The organism is Arthrobacter glycogeni (genome assembly GCF_054511155.1).
This window is the reverse complement of the sequence record NZ_JBTNDE010000005.1, coordinates 135,707-151,808: the sequence shown is the minus strand read 5'-3', so window position 1 is coordinate 151,808 and position 16,102 is coordinate 135,707. Positions and strand designations below refer to the sequence as shown.

Genomic DNA, 16,102 nt, shown 5'->3' with positions numbered 1-16,102 from the left:
TCAGCACGGAGAATAGTGCCTGCCCCGCGGGCTAGCGGTTGGCCCACCGCTTCTTTGCAGGTCAACCATTTTTCTGAGGGTCAGGATCCAATTAGGAGTACCAGAACCAGTTGGGGGGGTTCCAGCAGGACGGAACCTCATGCCCGTTGAACCTCCCGCAGACCGAGCAGGAGTAGCTCACGCACCCGGCAAGGGATTCGCCCTCTTCCGCTCCAACGCGGGCCGGCACGAAGTCCTCGTAGATGAGGAACTCATCAGTGTCGCATGCACTGCACCACGGCAAGCCGGGGTCCCGTTCCCTGACAGCGCCAGCGGGTGCACGCGTCCGATCAGACTCATAGTGATTGAATATTGTCATGGGAATCACTCCAGCCAGTGAAATTTCAAACTCTGCTAATCCTGTCCCCTAATGAGGTACTCCACCTTAGTCCCGCTGCAACATTTCCGGAAGGGATAGTTAATACAACAACACAAAAAAGAATTTGGTTGAATGTTCCACTTTTGACAGGCCTTGGCAGAATAGGGGGATGGCCATCCGTATTCCCCTCACCACCGAAGCGATTCCTGCCGTCGAGGCAGCGTCCTTGCGGCGAGCTCTCGCCGACAACAACGACGTCACAGTTTTCGTCGACGGTACCGCTGTGAAGCTGCCGCCGGGCGCACGGGATGCGGTCGTTGACCTGCTCCTCCGACTTGCCGCCGGCGACGGTGTCATTACCGCGTCTGCCGCGGAGACACTCAGCACCTCGCAGGCAGCAGCCGCCGCAGGAATTTCTCCTACCTATTTGAGAAATCTTACCGATGCCGGCGTTATACCGGTGGAATATCGCGGCACACATCGTCGGATTAAGTCGCGGGACATCGCCGCCTGGGTGGCCTCGCAAAAGTCGGAAAGGCACATTGAGGCCCCGGAAATAGCAATCGAATAGACCGTGGGCAGGCTAGATTCTCGGACGTCGCGACCATTTTCGTGCCTTGAGCGCCAGATGGAGCTCAAGGCGCACTTGTCCGCTGAGCGGGTCGGCGCCAATGATTGATCGGATGCGGCCGAGCCGATTGTAGACCGTGCTGCGGTGCAGATGGAGTTGCGATGCCACGTCCTGAACCGACCCGTTCTTGTCGTAGAGCAGCTCAAGGACCGGCAGCAGCTCGGCATTCTTGTCCTGTTCTTCTAGTTCGGCGAAGTAGACCGACTTCGCCGAGGTCAGCTTCCAGCCCCCCGCAGCAAGGAACTGGTAGCATCCGGTGGACCGATAATCAGTGATCGGGCCCAGTCCCCCGTCGACTGCGCTGGCCTGAACGGCCTGGCGGGCCTGGCCAAAGGCTCCCGGCAGGTCGCGGATGTCGGGGAATGGTTCGCTGAGACCCAGGATGGCCGTCCCGGCGTTGCCGCCCTCACGTTTGGCAAGCTCCCGGTCGTATCGTCTGAGGATCTCGGTGTACTCCCCGGCTCCTACCCCGCCGGTCAGGAGCAGCACAGCCACCGTTGGAGTCCCGGCACTGAACAACACCGAGCCCACCCCTACGGTCGCTTGCAGCGCTGCGGTCCGATGCGCCAACAGGCTCGCCTGCGGATCGAGCGGCTCCGGCAGTTCGCCCTGCGCAAGGAGAACCGCTACCTGCCACGGGGCTGTGTTGTGAAGTTCAGCCCAGCCGGCGAGTTCGTCGATCCCTGCTGGCGTTCCGTCACAGCCGGCCAGAAACGTGCTCTCCCGTTTGCGGCGGTGCTCGGACGCCGCCGTGTTGCCCTCCAATAGGAGAGACGCTAACCGATCGAGGTCGCCGCGCACGCCGGGGAGCTGGTGCAGGATGACCTGGGGTGTCGCTTCATCCGAGTCTTGCTGAACCCAGAGATACCCGACTCGGAACCCGCGCACCAACAGGGGAACACAGACTCGCCCAAGCATCCCGAGCGACGGATTGGCGGGCAGAATGACTGGTCTGACAGCCGATGCAATGCCGTGCTGCAATTGCCATTGGCTGACATCCTGAGGGACCCTCTTGCTGAGCAGAAAGTTGACCCGCACCCGGTCAGCCGCCGATTGATGGCTGCTGTACGCCAACAGGACACCGTCCAGATCCTCCAACGACAGACCCCGACCCAGGCGGGCGGCGATGGCCTCCACCGTCGCGTCCACCTCGTCTGCCTGCACCGCTTCATGCTAACGGTGGCGGCGGCCCGACGACAATTGATGCATAAACGCTCGACAGTTGTCGAACTGACCGACGCAGAGTTTCGTGCTAGTGAATCAGGTCACACACACCCAGAGCGGCGACATTTCAACGATCCCGCACGACGGCAGCATGCCACACGACTCACAGAAGGGAATCTGTTCGGTGATACCCCGTTCTGGCGTTCCGGTCAATCCGTAGGCTGGGAGCCTGGCCAAAAGCCTTCTTGCACCATCTCAACGAGTGAACGGAGAACCCCGTGATCGTCGGCGTTCCTAAGGAAGTCAAGAACAACGAATTTCGCGTTGCTATCACTGCGTCGGGAGTGCATGAATTCCGCACCACCGGGCACACGGTGCTCATCGAAAGAGGTGCGGGAACTGGGTCCAACATCACCGATGACGAGTACACGGCAGCGGGAGCGGAAATCATCGAGTCGGCCGACGAACTGTGGGCGCAAGCGGACATGGTGCTCAAGGTCAAGGAGCCCATCGCCGAGGAATATCACCGGTTCCGCGCGGGCCTGATTCTCTTCACCTACCTGCACCTCGCCGCCGAGCCGGAACTCACCCGGGCCCTGATGGAGTCTGGGGTCACCGCGATCGCCTACGAGACGGTACAGGACGGCCGTACCCTGCCCCTGCTCGCCCCGATGTCTGAGGTGGCCGGGCGGTTGTCAGTGCAGGTTGGGGCCCAGGTCATGACGGCACCGGCAGGCGGCCCGGGACTGCTGTTGGGCGGCGTTCCTGGGGTTCGGCCGGCCAAGGTCGTGGTCCTTGGTGCCGGGGTTGCCGGCACTAACGCTGCGGCCATGGCCGTGGGCACCGGAGCAGAGGTCACCATCCTCGACATCAACATTGGGCGGCTGCGGGAACTCGACGCCCTATACGCCGGACGCGTGAAAACCGTTGCCTCGAACGCCTTTGAGATTGAGCGTGCCATTCTCGACGCCGATCTGGTGATCGGTTCTGTTCTGGTACCTGGTGCGCGTGCACCCAAGCTGATTACCAACCAGATGGTCTCCCGGATGAAGCCCGGCAGCGTCTTGGTGGACATTGCCGTCGACCAGGGGGGTTGCTTCGAGGATTCGCATGTCACCACTCACCAGGATCCCACGTTCGTGGTGCACAATTCGCTGTTCTACTGCGTCGGCAATATGCCCGGCGCGGTTCCCAACACGTCAACCTATGCGTTGACAAACGTGACGCTTCGCTACGCAGTCGCGCTGGCCAACCGCGGGATCACGGCAGCGTTCGAGGCCGATCCCGCCCTGGCGCAGGGCCTGAACATCGCTGGTGGGCAGGTGGCACACCATTCAGTGTCCGAAGCGCATGGCCTACCTCTCGCCGCCTGGCGGGAACTGGTCTAACTCAGCCCCCGTGGGCGCTCTCAATGATCCGCAGGGCAGCAAGGCTGTCCTGCGGGTCAACCGGCACCGGGGTCCCATCGAGCACGGCTGACGCCATCAGCTCATAGAACTGCGGGTAAGCGCCCTTTTCAGTGCGGATTTTGGTGGCATCGGCGTCGAACCCCAGCAGCCCCCAGGCCAGTTCGTCCTCCACGCCGTAGCTGGCATCGGTCGGCAGCATCCCTGCCACAATGGACGGCTCCTGCACATCGACTCCCCACTTCGAATACGCCGATTCGGACCCGACCACGCGGAACCGGGGCGCGGCCTGAGGCGCCAAGGCGTTCATCCAGAGGTGGCTGATCGCGCCACCGGCATGCCGCAGGGCCAGGAAGGCGTCGTCGTCGGGTCCGCCGTCGCCGCGATGCGCACCGAGTTCGGCGTAGTGCAGCTCGGCGGGGCCGAAGAGTTGCAGCGCCTGATCGATCAGGTGCGGTCCGAGATCGTAGAGGATGCCTCCCCCTTCGCCTGCCACGGCACCCTTCCACGGCTTCGAAACCACCGGCTTGAACGACTCCATGCGGGACTCGAACCGGCGCACGGTGCCGAGGGTGCCGTCGTTGATGAGTTTTTTGGCGGTCAGGAAATCTCCATCCCACCTGCGGTTCTGGAACACGCTCAGAACACTTCCGAGCGATCGTGCCAATTCGATCAGGCGCAGGCCATCGGCTGTGTCAACGACGAAGGGCTTGTCGACGACGACGGCGAGTCCCGCTTCCAGTGCCGCGTGGGCGATGGGGACGTGAGTGGAGGGCGGGGTGCTGATGACCGCGAGGTCAAGGTCGGCAGCCAACGCCAGCGCGTCGACCGCAGTCGGCACCACCCGGACGCCCGGGTAGCGCACCTCCGCCTCAGCCTTCCGGGCAGGGTCAGACGTGACGATGACGTCGAGTGAGTACCGGGGATCAGCCTGGATAAAGGGGGCGTGAAACACGCGTCCGCCGAGACCAAAGCCGAAGATTGCTGTGCGGATTGTCGACATGGGCTCAGCCTACCGGGCGGGACACAGCCGACCGGCGTCAGGCGACCGCGTCAGGTGCGGCCGTGTCCACTCATGACCAGAGACTGTCAGCCCAGGCGGCGTCACGCAGGTAATCCCGGGCGGGACCCACCTCCCACAGCTCACCGCGGGAAGCGAGGACGCCCAGGTCGCGCATGTCCTCCAGGGTGTCTGGCGAGCACCCCAGGGCGTCACTGAGTTCCCGCGCATTGCTGGCCAGGATGACATCATTCGTTGCCGCCATGGTGGTCGAATCCTTCCGTGGTTTCCTGCTGGTCGGTTTTACGTCTCACCTAGTTTTGGTGGTACGAGGATGCCTCGCGTTCGATACTCCACGACCGAGCGTAGAGGCCTAGAACTGCTTCTTCACGTGCCGTGAAGCCGAGCCTGTTGATGGTCATGTGCGCTTGGTAGACGGTCAGGTGTTGAGCACTGCGGCTGACCCGCGCCTTGTCCGCGCGATCCAGGTAGTTATCGATGGCGCGGGACCACCTGCGTCGCCAGTTTTGAGCCGCAGACTCTGCGGCAGTGGCGGCCATCAGGCCGTGAAACGCGGGGACTCGGGCACTGACCTGGGCGGTGATGGCCTCTCGGACGCCCGCCGCGCGGGGTCCTAGTTCAACGGTGCAGCTCCTGAGATGGCTATCCCAGTAGAAGTCCCAGGAAATTCGCCGACGGTCGGACCAGCTGGCGGACCGGGGCCCCTTCATCATGCTGCGGGCAGAGTCAAAAAGGATCAGCGCACCAAAGGCCGAGCGGTTGTGCATCTTGGGGAAGCGCTGGCTCGCCCAGGCGGCGAGTTCGGAGGACAGTTCAAAAACCTCTTCGGCGAGTCGCAGACCTTCAGCGCCGCCGTATTTCACCAGATCGGACTCGAGCTGCCGGTCAATGCCCGTTTCCTGTGGGGACGACGCTGGGCCGCCGAAAGGTACTGACAGCTGTTGCCGGACAGCAAGTTGAGTCAGCGCGAGGTGGACCGGAGTGGGGTGGACCGGAGTGGGGTGGACCGGAGTGACCGAGTCGCAGCCGTGGGTCTGTGCGCGGAGTGTCGTGAGTAAATCCTGGAGGCTGACGATTGCTGCGGGGCTTGCCAGTATATGCAATCTCACCTGGGCTACCGCTGGTCCCCCACACCGAGTGAAGAACCAGCGGACTGTGCCCAGTAACTGAGCCTGCGCCGCCAGTGGGGTGACCAGGTCTTCAATGATGCCGTCCGCTACATCGAAGCCACCGGTGAAGATTGAGAGGTGCCACCATTGAGAACTGCCAGCTGTTCGTGAGGCGTTTCGAACTGCGGTCAGTTGACTCATGGCCCTCTCCTTCCGGATATTTGGTCACCGCCACTGGGGCGAGCCGGGTGCCGTTGACGCCGATAGAGGCAGCGTCATCAGCAAGCTATTTTGGCCACTCCCAGTTTTGCGCCACCACTGTTTTGGGCCACTCCCAGTTCCCGGCACTCAGTGCTGGGCTGGCGGGAGCGACGACGCCGATGACAACCAACAATCCGGCTGCTGCGCCGACAATCTTTTTCACGAGATTCCCTTTCGAGTGGCTGCAAGTGGTGCGTCGACAATAGTGGAGCCGACAGTCCAACAATGAGCCGCCCGCTCCACCCCTGTCCAGCCAGATAACCGCCCTGTTCAGGACATGGCCTAAAGAGGACTGACCGAGATGTTGTAGCGACTTGTGACGTCGCCCTGCGCACCTAAAAAAGGGGGCCTGACATGGGAGGACACTCTTCAGCAGGCAACTTTGCGCTATCAGGAAGTCACCCTGTCATAAAGTGGACATGCCATGTTTTACCAGGCCCGGACGGGCCGGGCTGACGCTACGCCACACCAAAGCACCCGATGACACGACTGATCGGTAAGCTTCACTCAGGCGTGCCGCCATGCCAGGGAGGAATGTTCATGCTTGACGGATTATGCCTGGAGCTCTATCGCTACGCCGTTGCCCATCCAGGGTGGACCCGGCGGGGAGTGTCGGAAGCCCTCGGCTACACACTCAGGGACATCGACGCCGCGATGGAGCAGCTCACACAGCGAAAGCTCCTCGGCGCCCATGCGGCGAACCCCGAAGCGTTCGTTGCCATCTCGCCCGACGTCGCATTGGCCGACCTCGTCGACGCCGACGAGCGGCAGGTGCAGGACCTCAAAAGTCGGATCAGCACCAAACGTCGTGAACTCTCGGGACTGGTTCCGCTGTACATCGAAGCCCGTCGGGAGGTTATTTCGAGCGCGTCGGTTGAGGTTCTGGAGGATCCACACCTGATTCAGCGCGTCCTCATCGAATACGGGCGTGACGTTTCGGAGCAGGTCCTGATGGCCGTTCCAGGCCAGGGCGCGAATGCCGATTTTCAGGAAGAAAACGTCAGGAAGGATCTTGACCTGCTGAAGCAGGGTGTGATCCGCCGGAATCTTTATGACCTCAGCACCCGCGACCACATGCCGACCCGAAAGGCGGTCAAGGCGATCGCTGCGGCAGGCGGCGAGTTCCGCACCCTGCCCTCAGTCCCCTTCCGGATGCTGATCTTCGACCGGAAACTGGCGGTCGTAGCCCGGCAGCTGACGAGCAACGACAAAGCGGCGATGATGATCCGAGACCCCAATCTGGTGAATGTCTTTATTCAGGTCTTCAATTTCACCTGGGAATTCGCCGAACCATTCTCCGTCGCTGAAGACTCGGCCTCTCCCCTCAACGGGACCCAGCAGGCAATCCTCGCGGGGCTCGCTGCGGGCTACTCGGACGAGGTGATCGCCCGGCGTCTCGACCTCAACGTTCGCACCTGCCGCCGGCACATCGCCTGGATGCTGGAGACGCTGAAAGCGGACAGTCGGTTCCAGGCTGGCGCCAAGGCCCGCGACGCAGGCTGGATCTAGCCGTACCGAATGTGCATTCCGTGTGGTCAACCTGAGGCAACACCCGTTGCTCATTAGTTAACCCCTGGCTTAGACTGCGTGAGTGAACTCACAAGCAAAACTTGACCCGACAACCATGGCTGCCGAGACCGAAGTTGCGTTGGTGCGCGCAGTTGACTCCGCCCACCGGCATGAGGCGCTCTTCTCCGACCGGGCCGCAAACATCAAACAGTCGGCGGTGCGGGATGTCTTCGACATCTCGATTCAGCCCGGATTGGTGTCGCTCGCGGGAGGCAGCCCCTATCTCCGTTCCCTGCCATTGAAGGAACTTGGCGACACCGTCCAGCGGATTGTCGCCGAGCACGGACTGGAAGCGCTGCAGTACGGCGGCGGCCAGGGAATGGAGAAGCTCCGTACCCAGATCTGCGAGGTGATGGCAGCTGAGGGCATCACCGACGCCGATCCAGCCGACCTGGTAATCACCACCGGGTCGCAGTCCGCCCAGGACGTCGCGGCCAAGGTCTTCTGCAACCCGGGCGACGTAATCCTCTGCGAGGACCCCACGTATGTGGGTGCCTTGAACACATTCGAGGCCTACCAGGTGGACGTCCAGGCGGTAGCGATGGACGACGACGGTCTGGTCCCCGAGGAGCTGCAGCGCCGGATTACCGAGCTTCAGGCCGAGGGCCGCACCATCAAAGCGCTGTACACGATTCCAAGCTTCAACAACCCCAGCGGAATCACCCTCACAGCCAGCCGCCGGCAGACCATCGTTGACCTTTGCAAGGCCAACAACATTCTGGTCCTCGAGGACAACCCCTACGGACTACTGCGCTTCGACGGCAAGCCGCTGACGCCCATGCGGGAAGGCAACCCCGACGACGTCATCTATCTGGGTTCCTTCTCCAAAATCTTCGCCCCCGGCGTGAGGCTGGGGTGGGCGCTGGTCCCCAAGCATCTCCACCGCCGGTTCTACCTGGCGTGCGAGGCAGTGGTCCTCTGCCCGTCTCCCCTCACACAGATGCTCGTCTCTGCCTACCTCAGCGACTACGACTGGCTAGGACACCTCAAAACCACCCGCGCCCTGTACAGCGAGCGATGCTCCACCATGTTGAGCGCACTCGACGACCACCTGCCACCGTCGGTCACGTGGACACGGCCGGATGGCGGCTTTTTCGTCTGGGTCACGCTGCCCGAAGGGATTGACACGTACCCGCTGTTGTACAAGGCCATCGACGCTGGTGTGGTGTTCATCCCCGGTGCCGCGTTCACCCCGTCCGATGAGCCGTCAAATAAGTTGCGGCTCGCCTTCAGCGCCGTCTCGGGTGAGGACATCGTCACCGGCGTCGAACGTCTTGCCCCGATCCTCAAGGAAGCGATCGAAGCAAACCATGCGTAAGCGGAACCTACCGATTGCGGGAGCGCAACCGGTCCAGGACCACCGAGACGGCCAGCAGCAGGACAGCAAGAATCAGCAGCCGGACAACAAAGTTCAGCTCAGGGAAGATGAGCTGAAGCAAGCTTGAGCCGATGAACGCGGCCAGCAGCATGGGCAGTAGCCGCTTCAGGTAGGAGCCGGCCGACGTCGCGCCGGTGCGTTCGTTGTCTGAGCGGCTGTTGCCCGTGCGGACGGGAGTGGGGCGCTGTCTGGGGTTCTTTGGCATAGTGTCCCAGCCTAAAGCACACCGTCAGTCGAGCAGCAGCGCGGGTTCCTCAAGGATGGACGCGACGTCGGCCATGAAGCGGGCGCTGAGGTCGCCGTCGACCACCCGGTGGTCAAACGAACCGCCAAGGGTAGTGACCCACCGCGGAATCACTTCACCGTCGAGAACCCACGGTTTCTGCTTGATGGTGCCGAACGCAACAATAGCGACCTCCCCGGGATTGATGATCGGTGTCCCGGTGTCGATTCCCAGCGCACCGATGTTGGTGACTGTGAGTGAGCCGCCCTGCATCTGCGCTGGCTGCGTCTTTCCCGCTCGAGCGGTGGTCGCCAGTTCATTAAGCGCTACAGCGAGTTCCTTCAGCGAAAGGTTCTGCGCGTCCTTGATATTGGGGACCATCAGCCCCCGCGGAGTGGCCGCGGCAATGCCCAGGTTCATGAAGTGTTTGACCAGGATTTCATCGCCCGCCCAGGTGGCGTTGACCGACGGGTTACGGGCGGCCGCCCAGATCACCGCCTTGCACAGAATCAGGAGAGGAGACACCTTAATTCCTTCGAAATCCCTCGAAGCCTTGAGCCGCTTCACGAATTCCATGGTGCGCGACGCATCGACGTCAACGAAAATGCTGACGTGTGGCGCCGAGAAGGCGCTGTCCACCATTGCTTTGGCCGTCGCCTTGCGCACACCCTTCACCGGAACGCGCTCGATGCGTTGCTCCTGAGGCTTCCGTGACGCCCCCCAGAACGTATTCGCACCGTCCTGTTCAGCGTCCCGCTGTGCCTGATAGCTCAGGAGGTCACGTTTGGTGACCTCACCGGAGCGCCCAGTGCCTTCGACATCGGCGAGATTGATTCCAAGGTCACGGGCGGCCTTCCGGACCGGTGGTTTGGCGAGCACACGGGAGTTTTGCGGGGGCGAATCGCTGGCCGCGGCCTGGGGCGGGCTGCCAGGCTGGGCTGATTCGCTGCTGGACCTCCTCGGCCTGCGCTTCACCGCGTCAGCCTTGGGCCCGGTCCCTACCAGGGGACCCGACTCTCGATTCTCTGGGCGGGCAGAATCGGGGCGGGGATCGGTTGACGCCGAGGCAGCGGTGGGTGGCGTCGACAGCTCACCGGGCATCTGCGGTGCAGGAACGTCATCGTCGCCATCGGCGACCGAGATGATGGGCGAGCCGACGTCAACCGTCTCGCCCTCGGTGACCAGCAGTTCTGCGACGACGCCGGCGTACGGGGAGGACAACTCAACCAGGGACTTGGCAGTTTCGATCTCAACGATGACGTCGTTGATCGCGACGACACTGCCGGGCCTGACTTTCCACTGGACTATTTCCGCTTCGGCGAGACCTTCACCAACGTCGGGCAGATTGAACGTATTCAGTGTCATGAGTTCCTCTAGTAGGCCAGCGCGCGGTCAAGGGATTCGAGGATGCGGTCAATGTCCGGCAGATACTGCTCCTCCATGCGGGCTACCGGGTACGGTAGGTGGAATCCGCCAACCCGTAGGACCGGTGCCTGCAGGGAGAGGAAGGCGCGTTCCGAGACGCGGGCCGCAAGTTCGCCGCCGATTCCGCCGAAGGTTGGCGCCTCATGAGCCACGATAAGCCGCCCGGTCTTGTGAACCGATGCGGTCACCGTGTCGAAATCCATTGGAGACACCGATCGAAGGTCGATCACCTCGACGCTGTTTCCGTCCTCGGCGGCGGCAGCAGCTGCTGCGAGTGCTACGGGGACCAGCGGGCCGTAGGCCACCACCGTGGCATCCGTTCCCTCGCGAAGGACGTGGGCAGCGAACGGATCGCCCGGCGGTGTGATCAGATCGACGTCGCCTTTGAGCCAGTAGCGCCGCTTGGGTTCGAACACAATCACCGGGTCATCGCAGTCGACGGCTTGCTGGATCATCCAGTAGGCATCCTGCGGGTTCGATGGAGTGATGATCCGCAGTCCCGCGGTGTGGGCGAAAAGGGCCTCAGGGGACTCAGAATGGTGTTCAACGCTGCCGATGCCACCCCCATAGGGGATCCGGATCACCACGGGGACGCGCAGCATCCCATCGCTGCGGGCATGCATCTTGGCTAGCTGGGTGGTGATTTGGTTGAAGCCGGGGAAGACAAATCCGTCAAACTGGATTTCGCAGATGGGGCGGTAGCCCCGCAGCGCCAAACCGATTGCGGTGCCGATAATGCCCGACTCGCCAAGGGGAGTGTCGACGACGCGGTCGGCTCCGAACTCAGCCTTCAACCCTTCGGTCACCCGGTAGACACCCCCGAGTGCGCCAATATCCTCGCCCATCAAGAGGGTCGTGGGGGATTTTTCCAGAGCCGCACGGAGTCCCTCGTTGATGGCTTTGGCGATGGTCATGATGGTCATTTAGCGATCCCCCTCGTTCTGGTCAACGAAGCCGGCTTCATAGTCCCGCCAGAGCCGCAGTTCCTCCTGGACCAGGGGATGCGGCTCAGCGTAAGCCGTGTCAAACCGCTGGCTGAGATCGGGTGCCTCCATAGCGATGACGGTGCTGCGGAGCCGGGACGCCTGCTCGACGGCCTGCTCCGCAAGGTTCTCGAAGAAGGAGTCCTCGGTGCCGTTGGACCTGAGATAGGTTTCCAGCCGGAGCAGCGGGTCGCGGGCCACCCAGGGCTCCTCGTCGGTCGACGCGCGATATTTGGTGGGGTCATCGGCAGTGGTGTGGGCGCTCATCCGGTAGGTGAAGGCTTCGATCAGCACGGGGCCCTTGCCCTGTCTGGCATGATCAAGCGCCCAGGTGGTCACCGCGTTGACGGCCAGGACATCGTTCCCGTCGACCCGGATGCCGGGGAACCCGTAGCCAGCGGCACGCTGGGCGAGGGGTACCCGGGTCTGGACGTCCGAGGGTACCGAGATCGCCCAGTGGTTGTTCTGGCAGAAGAACACTACGGGGGCGTTGAACGAGGCGGCGAAGACCATCGCTTCGTGGACGTCGCCCTCTGAGCTGGCGCCGTCGCCGAAATAGGCGACGGATGCGGCCGCGGGCGTGGCGGGATTCGTTGCACGATCGCGCTGGATGCCCATCGCATAGCCCACCGCGTGCAGGGTTTGGGCCGCCAAAACCAAGGTGTAGAGCTGGAAGTTGTGCTCCTGGGGATTCCAGCCGCCGTTGGTGACGCCGCGGAACAGTCGCAGCACGTCGGGCAGGTCGACGCCCCGGGTCAGCGCTACGCCGTGCTCCCGGTAGGTGGGGAAAGCGTAGTCGGCTGGCTGCATCGCCCGCCCCGACCCGATCTGTGCAGCCTCCTGGCCTGTGAGCGGCACCCATAAAGCGAGCTGGCCCTGGCGCTGCAGCGCGGTCGATTCCTGATCAAACCGCCGGATCAGGTACATGTCCCGGTAAAGGCTCTCGTAGGTCGATGGGTCGGGGGCGTAGGCGCTGAACCTGGACACCGGACGCAGGCGACCGTCCTCGGTCAGCAGTTGGACCATTTCCGGCTCGGCCCGGGAGCCCTGGGTATCCTGCCCGGCTCGGCTGCTTCCCACATCAAGTCCGGAAGTCGTCGATTGCGCAACGTCCATACGTGCTCCCTCACCGTCATCATATGCCCCAGATGGAATACGTCGTTGGGACATGCCCTCATCCGCATGTACTCGGTCAACACTAGCGACGCGATCGTGCGCGACCCATTTGTGACGTTCTACGAAACGCCCGGCCCGCTGCCGTAGGTCGAGCAGAGTTCTAGGAACCGGGTGTTAGCTTCGGGCTCTCCGATGCTCACCCGGGCACCTTCGACCCCGAAGGCTCTGACCGACAGTGCTCGCTGTTCAGCGAGCGCCGCGAACTCGGGCGTTCGGTCTCCGAGCGCCAGCCAGACAAAATTTCCCTCAGCGTTTGGGATCGTCCAGCCTAGGGACCGTAGGCCTTCGACCACCCTGGTCCGCTCGTCGACAATTCCCTGGACGCGCTCCGCGACCTCGTCGAAATGATCCAGCGATGTGACTGCCGCCTGTTCGGCGATCTGCGAAACAGCAAACGGCACGGCGCTGACTCTGAGGTGCTGGGTGAGCTCGGACTGTGAGACGGAGTAACCCACGCGAAGACCGGCCAGGCCGTGGGCCTTCGAGAACGTGCGCAACACCACAACGTTTTGGTGCTCCCGATACATGGCGAGCCCATCCACCGCGTCCGTGTTCCTGACGAATTCCTGGTACGCCTCATCAATGACCACGACGATGTGCCCCGGCACCCGCTGCAGGAACGCGCTGACGGCGGCCTGCGTGAGGATGGGCCCGGTCGGGTTGTTCGGGGTGCAGAGCAGAATGACGCGGGTCCGGTCGGTGATGGCCGCCACCATTGCATCAAGGTCGTGGGTGCCGTCCTGGTTCAGGGGGATCTGCAAGCCTGTGGCACCGGCCAGGCCAACACAGATGGGGTACGCCTCGAAGGACCGCCACGGATAAATCACCTCGTCCGCGGCGTCGTAGTCATTCTGGCCTGCAAAGGTGGCGAGCACCTGGTTAAGGGCACCAAGACTTCCCGCGCCAGCCACGATGTCCTCGGCGGGGACGGAGAGAAACGACGCGAGGGCCGTCCGCAGCGCGGTGGTCATCGGATCAGGGTACCGATTGATGTGCGTCTGGGAAGCGATCGCAGCCAGCACCGAAGGAAGCGGTGGAAGCGGATTCTCGTTGGAGGAGAGCTTGTAGCTCTGCAGCCCTTCCACGACGACCGGGGGTTTCCCTGCCGCATAACGGGGTAGGAGGCCCAGCACGCTGCGGGGATGAATGGGAAGGTCCTCTGCCCCGGCGTCGTCGCCCTGGCGCTCTGGTGTAGTCATGGCTCCAGCTTATCGCTGGGCAGAAGCGGACCCTTGTGACAGCATTGGGGCATGCTGAAGTTCGTGGTCCGCATTCTGATCAATGCGCTGGCACTTTTCGTCGCCGCCTGGCTGCTCCCGGGTATCGAGGTGGGGTCCGCCTCATCCGACGGGGACACGACCGGAGTGATCCTTTCCTACCTTTTTGTGGGGGTCGTGTTCGGCATCGTCAATGCGTTGGTCCGACCTATTGTTGCGTTATTGTCCCTGCCGCTCACGATCCTCACTCTCGGGTTGTTCACCATTGTCATCAATGCGGGAATGCTGATGCTGACCGCATGGCTGACGTCTTTCACCCCTATCCAGTTCTCGGTCGACGACTTCTTCTGGTCGGCTGTGGTCGGCTCCCTCATCATTAGTGTCGTATCGGTGGTAGCCGGGTCCCTCACCGGCACCCGCCGGTAGCTGAGCCGCCCTAACGATCCGGTCGGGGCACCGGAGCCGTCGTGGCGCCCGGGGGCTTGCCCCGTCGTCCGTGCCCTGATGCCGGCGCACCAACCGGGAGCCGGCGCTGGGCCCTGAACACGTGTCGCTCGGCCGACGCCCCGACGCCGATCGCGGCCCGCAGCACCCCGACCGATGCAACGATCGACGGGTTGGTGCTGGCTTCGACCGCCTCTGCGCCGTCGAGATACGTATCCAGCCTGTGCGCTGCACCAGTGCCCTTGTCACCATCGGTGGTTTCCGCCGCCGGGTTCCGCAACGTCACTGTCACCCTGTCGCGTTCGTCGGGGTTTGTGGTGCCGTCCGACTGGTGCACCCAATCATCGGCGTGTTCCAACTGCAGGTACGTCGCACCGCCGGAAGGTTCGCGTCCGGTTGGAGAGCCAGCGGTGAGAACCAGCTGAAGCGTGAAGGCTTCTGTGATACCGGGATCCTGTGCGAGGTTCGCTGCGTGCATTCCGCCCTGGCTATAGCCGACCATCATCACGCTGTCCCCCTGGCTGGCTCCCGCTTCAGTGAGCGCGCCGCGGACCGCGTCTGCAACGAAGACGCTGTCGTAGTGAACCGCCTCAACCACTCCCGTTGGATCAAAGGGATTACTGCTCGCAGCAAGGCTAAAGCCTTGGGTGCCGGGAAGCACCACGACGTAGACCGGACCGCTAGTGCCCTGCACCTTCAGTACCTCGAAAACTCCTGGGCCTTCATCTTTCACGGCGTCAACCCGCTGCAACAGGGCAGGTACCGACCCGTCCAGAGTGATCCGTTCCGGTGCCGCCGCACGTTCCACCCTGAGCGGCGCTGGCTCCGCGAAGTTGCCGGCGTTGGCTAGACCGATCGCCCGGTGCAGCCCGCGTTCAATGTCTCCCACCACCCCCCGGGCTGCGGCGGTGGCCAGTTGCGCGATGGCTTCGGCCCCCTCATAGGTGAGCCGGCACAGCTCGATCCGTTGAGCGGTGTCGCGCAGCTCGCCATTGCTGCGGCTAAGTGCCATCCGTGCCGTATCCACGGCGGAAACCGCGGCGTCCCCCGCGCCGCGCACCGCGGCGTCCTGCGCTCTGAGGACCATCTGCAGACGCCATTGCAGGTCTCCGCAGCGGTACAGGGCGTCGCGCAACTCGTCGGCCAGGAGACCGAGCCGCGCGGCGCCTTGCCGCAGCTCGTCCCACTGGAAGCGGATACTTCCGACGCCACCGCGCACGGTGATGCCACCCTGGTCTGGATCGGACGGCGGGCCGACTGGGGTCAGATCCGCTGCCGCACTCACGACTGCGCAATGAAGGTGCTGTACTCAAGGCTGCGCAGCGCCGAGGCAAACGACCCGACCTGCGTCGCGGCCTCCCGCAATAGATCGCTTGCCCGCCGCACACCGCACGCCTGGCCCAGAACATAGTCGCCAAAGTTGCGCCCGGCTGGTGAATCCCACTCCAGTGCTCCACCTCCCACCAGCCGGGAAGCTATCTCCTCCACCATTTCCGCCTGGAGCAGCAGAAGAGAGCCGAGTGCTGCAGCCGTCGAACTGTCCACCGCCCAGGGTTCACACGACCAGTCCGTCGCCGCATTCACCGTTCCTCCTAGCAGTTCCAATCCCTGAGTGATTGTTCTGAACGCTACTCGCGGGCCAGCCCGGCCTGGGCGGGCATGGCCCTTATGTGTGCAGGCACAGCGTGTCTTAGGCTGGGGAGGAGAAGTCACACGACAGCTGGCATCCGCCGGAGC

Annotated in this window: 18 protein-coding genes; 5 read left to right on the top strand and 13 right to left on the bottom strand. The window is 63.2% G+C overall.

The genetic code is table 11. From position 1 onward, the window contains the following. Window positions 1–91: 91 nt before the first annotated feature. On the bottom strand, window positions 92–358 hold the full coding sequence (locus ACX80O_RS05405) for a hypothetical protein (RefSeq protein ID WP_459307579.1): 267 nt from the start codon (window positions 356–358) through the stop codon (window positions 92–94). A gap of 169 nt (window positions 359–527) precedes the next feature. Here ACX80O_RS05405 and ACX80O_RS05400 point away from each other — a divergent pair, with 169 nt between their 5' ends. Continuing rightward, window positions 528–929 (top strand): helix-turn-helix domain-containing protein, encoded by a 402-nt coding sequence (locus ACX80O_RS05400; protein WP_459307578.1) that lies wholly within the window; start codon window positions 528–530, stop codon window positions 927–929. Window positions 930–941: 12 nt separating this feature from the next. Here the strand turns inward: ACX80O_RS05400 and ACX80O_RS05395 are convergent, their stop codons facing one another. Then, window positions 942–2,153: a PucR family transcriptional regulator gene (locus ACX80O_RS05395; RefSeq protein ID WP_459332784.1), complete on the bottom strand. Its 1,212-nt coding sequence runs from the start codon at window positions 2,151–2,153 to the stop codon at window positions 942–944. 278 nt (window positions 2,154–2,431) lie between these two features. On the opposite strand from ACX80O_RS05395, the gene ald reads away from it, so the two are divergent. After that, on the top strand, window positions 2,432–3,541 hold the full coding sequence (gene ald, locus ACX80O_RS05390; protein ID WP_459307576.1) for an alanine dehydrogenase: 1,110 nt from the start codon (window positions 2,432–2,434) through the stop codon (window positions 3,539–3,541). Between the two features lies 1 nt (window position 3,542). On the opposite strand, the gene ACX80O_RS05385 is transcribed toward ald, so the two are convergent. From ACX80O_RS05385 to ACX80O_RS05370, 4 genes are all read right to left on the bottom strand, one after another. Further along, on the bottom strand, window positions 3,543–4,562 hold the full coding sequence (locus ACX80O_RS05385; protein ID WP_459307575.1) for a Gfo/Idh/MocA family protein: 1,020 nt from the start codon (window positions 4,560–4,562) through the stop codon (window positions 3,543–3,545). 70 nt (window positions 4,563–4,632) lie between these two features. Continuing rightward, complete coding sequence (locus ACX80O_RS05380) at window positions 4,633–4,824, bottom strand: hypothetical protein (RefSeq protein ID WP_459307574.1); 192 nt, start codon at window positions 4,822–4,824, stop codon at window positions 4,633–4,635. Between the two features lie 49 nt (window positions 4,825–4,873). Next, on the bottom strand, window positions 4,874–5,890 hold the full coding sequence (locus ACX80O_RS05375; protein ID WP_459332783.1) for a lantibiotic dehydratase C-terminal domain-containing protein: 1,017 nt from the start codon (window positions 5,888–5,890) through the stop codon (window positions 4,874–4,876). Window positions 5,891–5,975: 85 nt separating this feature from the next. Further along, the gene (locus tag ACX80O_RS05370; RefSeq protein ID WP_459307572.1) at window positions 5,976–6,113 is read right to left on the bottom strand and encodes a hypothetical protein; all 138 of its coding nucleotides are present in this window, start codon (window positions 6,111–6,113) and stop codon (window positions 5,976–5,978) included. A 377-nt stretch (window positions 6,114–6,490) separates the two neighbouring features. Between ACX80O_RS05370 and ACX80O_RS05365 the strand changes: the two genes are divergently transcribed. Together ACX80O_RS05365 and ACX80O_RS05360 are read left to right on the top strand one after the other, a co-directional pair. Continuing rightward, window positions 6,491–7,459: a LuxR C-terminal-related transcriptional regulator gene (locus ACX80O_RS05365; RefSeq protein WP_459307571.1), complete on the top strand. Its 969-nt coding sequence runs from the start codon at window positions 6,491–6,493 to the stop codon at window positions 7,457–7,459. A gap of 115 nt (window positions 7,460–7,574) precedes the next feature. Then, window positions 7,575–8,837, top strand: coding sequence for an aminotransferase-like domain-containing protein (locus ACX80O_RS05360; protein ID WP_459307626.1), 1,263 nt, complete (start codon window positions 7,575–7,577; stop codon window positions 8,835–8,837). A gap of 7 nt (window positions 8,838–8,844) precedes the next feature. Here the strand turns inward: ACX80O_RS05360 and ACX80O_RS05355 are convergent, their stop codons facing one another. The 5 genes from ACX80O_RS05355 to ACX80O_RS05335 form a co-directional block, all read right to left on the bottom strand. Beyond that, window positions 8,845–9,102, bottom strand: a complete 258-nt coding sequence (locus ACX80O_RS05355; protein WP_459307570.1) for a hypothetical protein — start codon at window positions 9,100–9,102, stop codon at window positions 8,845–8,847. Between the two features lie 24 nt (window positions 9,103–9,126). Continuing rightward, the gene (locus ACX80O_RS05350; protein ID WP_459332782.1) at window positions 9,127–10,485 is read right to left on the bottom strand and encodes a dihydrolipoamide acetyltransferase family protein; all 1,359 of its coding nucleotides are present in this window, start codon (window positions 10,483–10,485) and stop codon (window positions 9,127–9,129) included. Window positions 10,486–10,493: 8 nt separating this feature from the next. After that, a complete protein-coding gene (locus ACX80O_RS05345; RefSeq protein ID WP_459332781.1) occupies window positions 10,494–11,468 on the bottom strand; it encodes an alpha-ketoacid dehydrogenase subunit beta in 975 nt (324 codons plus the stop codon). After that, window positions 11,469–12,644 (bottom strand): pyruvate dehydrogenase (acetyl-transferring) E1 component subunit alpha, encoded by a 1,176-nt coding sequence (gene pdhA / locus ACX80O_RS05340; protein ID WP_459332780.1) that lies wholly within the window; start codon window positions 12,642–12,644, stop codon window positions 11,469–11,471. Between the two features lie 119 nt (window positions 12,645–12,763). After that, window positions 12,764–13,903, bottom strand: a complete 1,140-nt coding sequence (locus ACX80O_RS05335; protein WP_459332779.1) for a histidinol-phosphate transaminase — start codon at window positions 13,901–13,903, stop codon at window positions 12,764–12,766. A 51-nt stretch (window positions 13,904–13,954) separates the two neighbouring features. Between ACX80O_RS05335 and ACX80O_RS05330 the strand changes: the two genes are divergently transcribed. Next, window positions 13,955–14,347: a phage holin family protein gene (locus ACX80O_RS05330; protein ID WP_459307564.1), complete on the top strand. Its 393-nt coding sequence runs from the start codon at window positions 13,955–13,957 to the stop codon at window positions 14,345–14,347. Between the two features lie 10 nt (window positions 14,348–14,357). Here ACX80O_RS05330 and ACX80O_RS05325 read toward each other — a convergent pair whose 3' ends face one another. Together ACX80O_RS05325 and ACX80O_RS05320 are read right to left on the bottom strand one after the other, a co-directional pair. Continuing rightward, window positions 14,358–15,650, bottom strand: coding sequence for a hypothetical protein (locus ACX80O_RS05325; protein WP_459332778.1), 1,293 nt, complete (start codon window positions 15,648–15,650; stop codon window positions 14,358–14,360). After that, window positions 15,647–15,910, bottom strand: a complete 264-nt coding sequence (locus ACX80O_RS05320) for a hypothetical protein (protein WP_459332777.1) — start codon at window positions 15,908–15,910, stop codon at window positions 15,647–15,649. Before ACX80O_RS05320 ends, ACX80O_RS05325 begins: the two co-directional genes overlap by 4 nt. Window positions 15,911–16,102: the final 192 nt, after the last annotated feature.

Bases quoted from the DNA above. Each gene is read 5' to 3' on its own strand.
- ACX80O_RS05405 (WP_459307579.1), bottom strand. From the start codon at position 358: ATGACAATATTCAATCACTATGAGTCTGATCGGACGCGTGCACCCGCT.
- ACX80O_RS05400 (WP_459307578.1), top strand. From the start codon at position 528: ATGGCCATCCGTATTCCCCTCACCACCGAAGCGATTCCTGCCGTCGAG.
- ACX80O_RS05385 (WP_459307575.1), bottom strand. From the start codon at position 4,562: ATGTCGACAATCCGCACAGCAATCTTCGGCTTTGGTCTCGGCGGACGC.
- ACX80O_RS05380 (WP_459307574.1), bottom strand. From the start codon at position 4,824: ATGGCGGCAACGAATGATGTCATCCTGGCCAGCAATGCGCGGGAACTC.
- ACX80O_RS05375 (WP_459332783.1), bottom strand. From the start codon at position 5,890: ATGAGTCAACTGACCGCAGTTCGAAACGCCTCACGAACAGCTGGCAGT.
- ACX80O_RS05365 (WP_459307571.1), top strand. From the start codon at position 6,491: ATGCTTGACGGATTATGCCTGGAGCTCTATCGCTACGCCGTTGCCCAT.
- ACX80O_RS05360 (WP_459307626.1), top strand. From the start codon at position 7,575: ATGGCTGCCGAGACCGAAGTTGCGTTGGTGCGCGCAGTTGACTCCGCC.
- ACX80O_RS05355 (WP_459307570.1), bottom strand. From the start codon at position 9,102: ATGCCAAAGAACCCCAGACAGCGCCCCACTCCCGTCCGCACGGGCAAC.
- ACX80O_RS05350 (WP_459332782.1), bottom strand. From the start codon at position 10,485: ATGACACTGAATACGTTCAATCTGCCCGACGTTGGTGAAGGTCTCGCC.
- ACX80O_RS05345 (WP_459332781.1), bottom strand. From the start codon at position 11,468: ATGACCATCATGACCATCGCCAAAGCCATCAACGAGGGACTCCGTGCG.
- pdhA (WP_459332780.1), bottom strand. From the start codon at position 12,644: ATGGACGTTGCGCAATCGACGACTTCCGGACTTGATGTGGGAAGCAGC.
- ACX80O_RS05335 (WP_459332779.1), bottom strand. From the start codon at position 13,903: ATGACTACACCAGAGCGCCAGGGCGACGACGCCGGGGCAGAGGACCTT.
- ACX80O_RS05330 (WP_459307564.1), top strand. From the start codon at position 13,955: ATGCTGAAGTTCGTGGTCCGCATTCTGATCAATGCGCTGGCACTTTTC.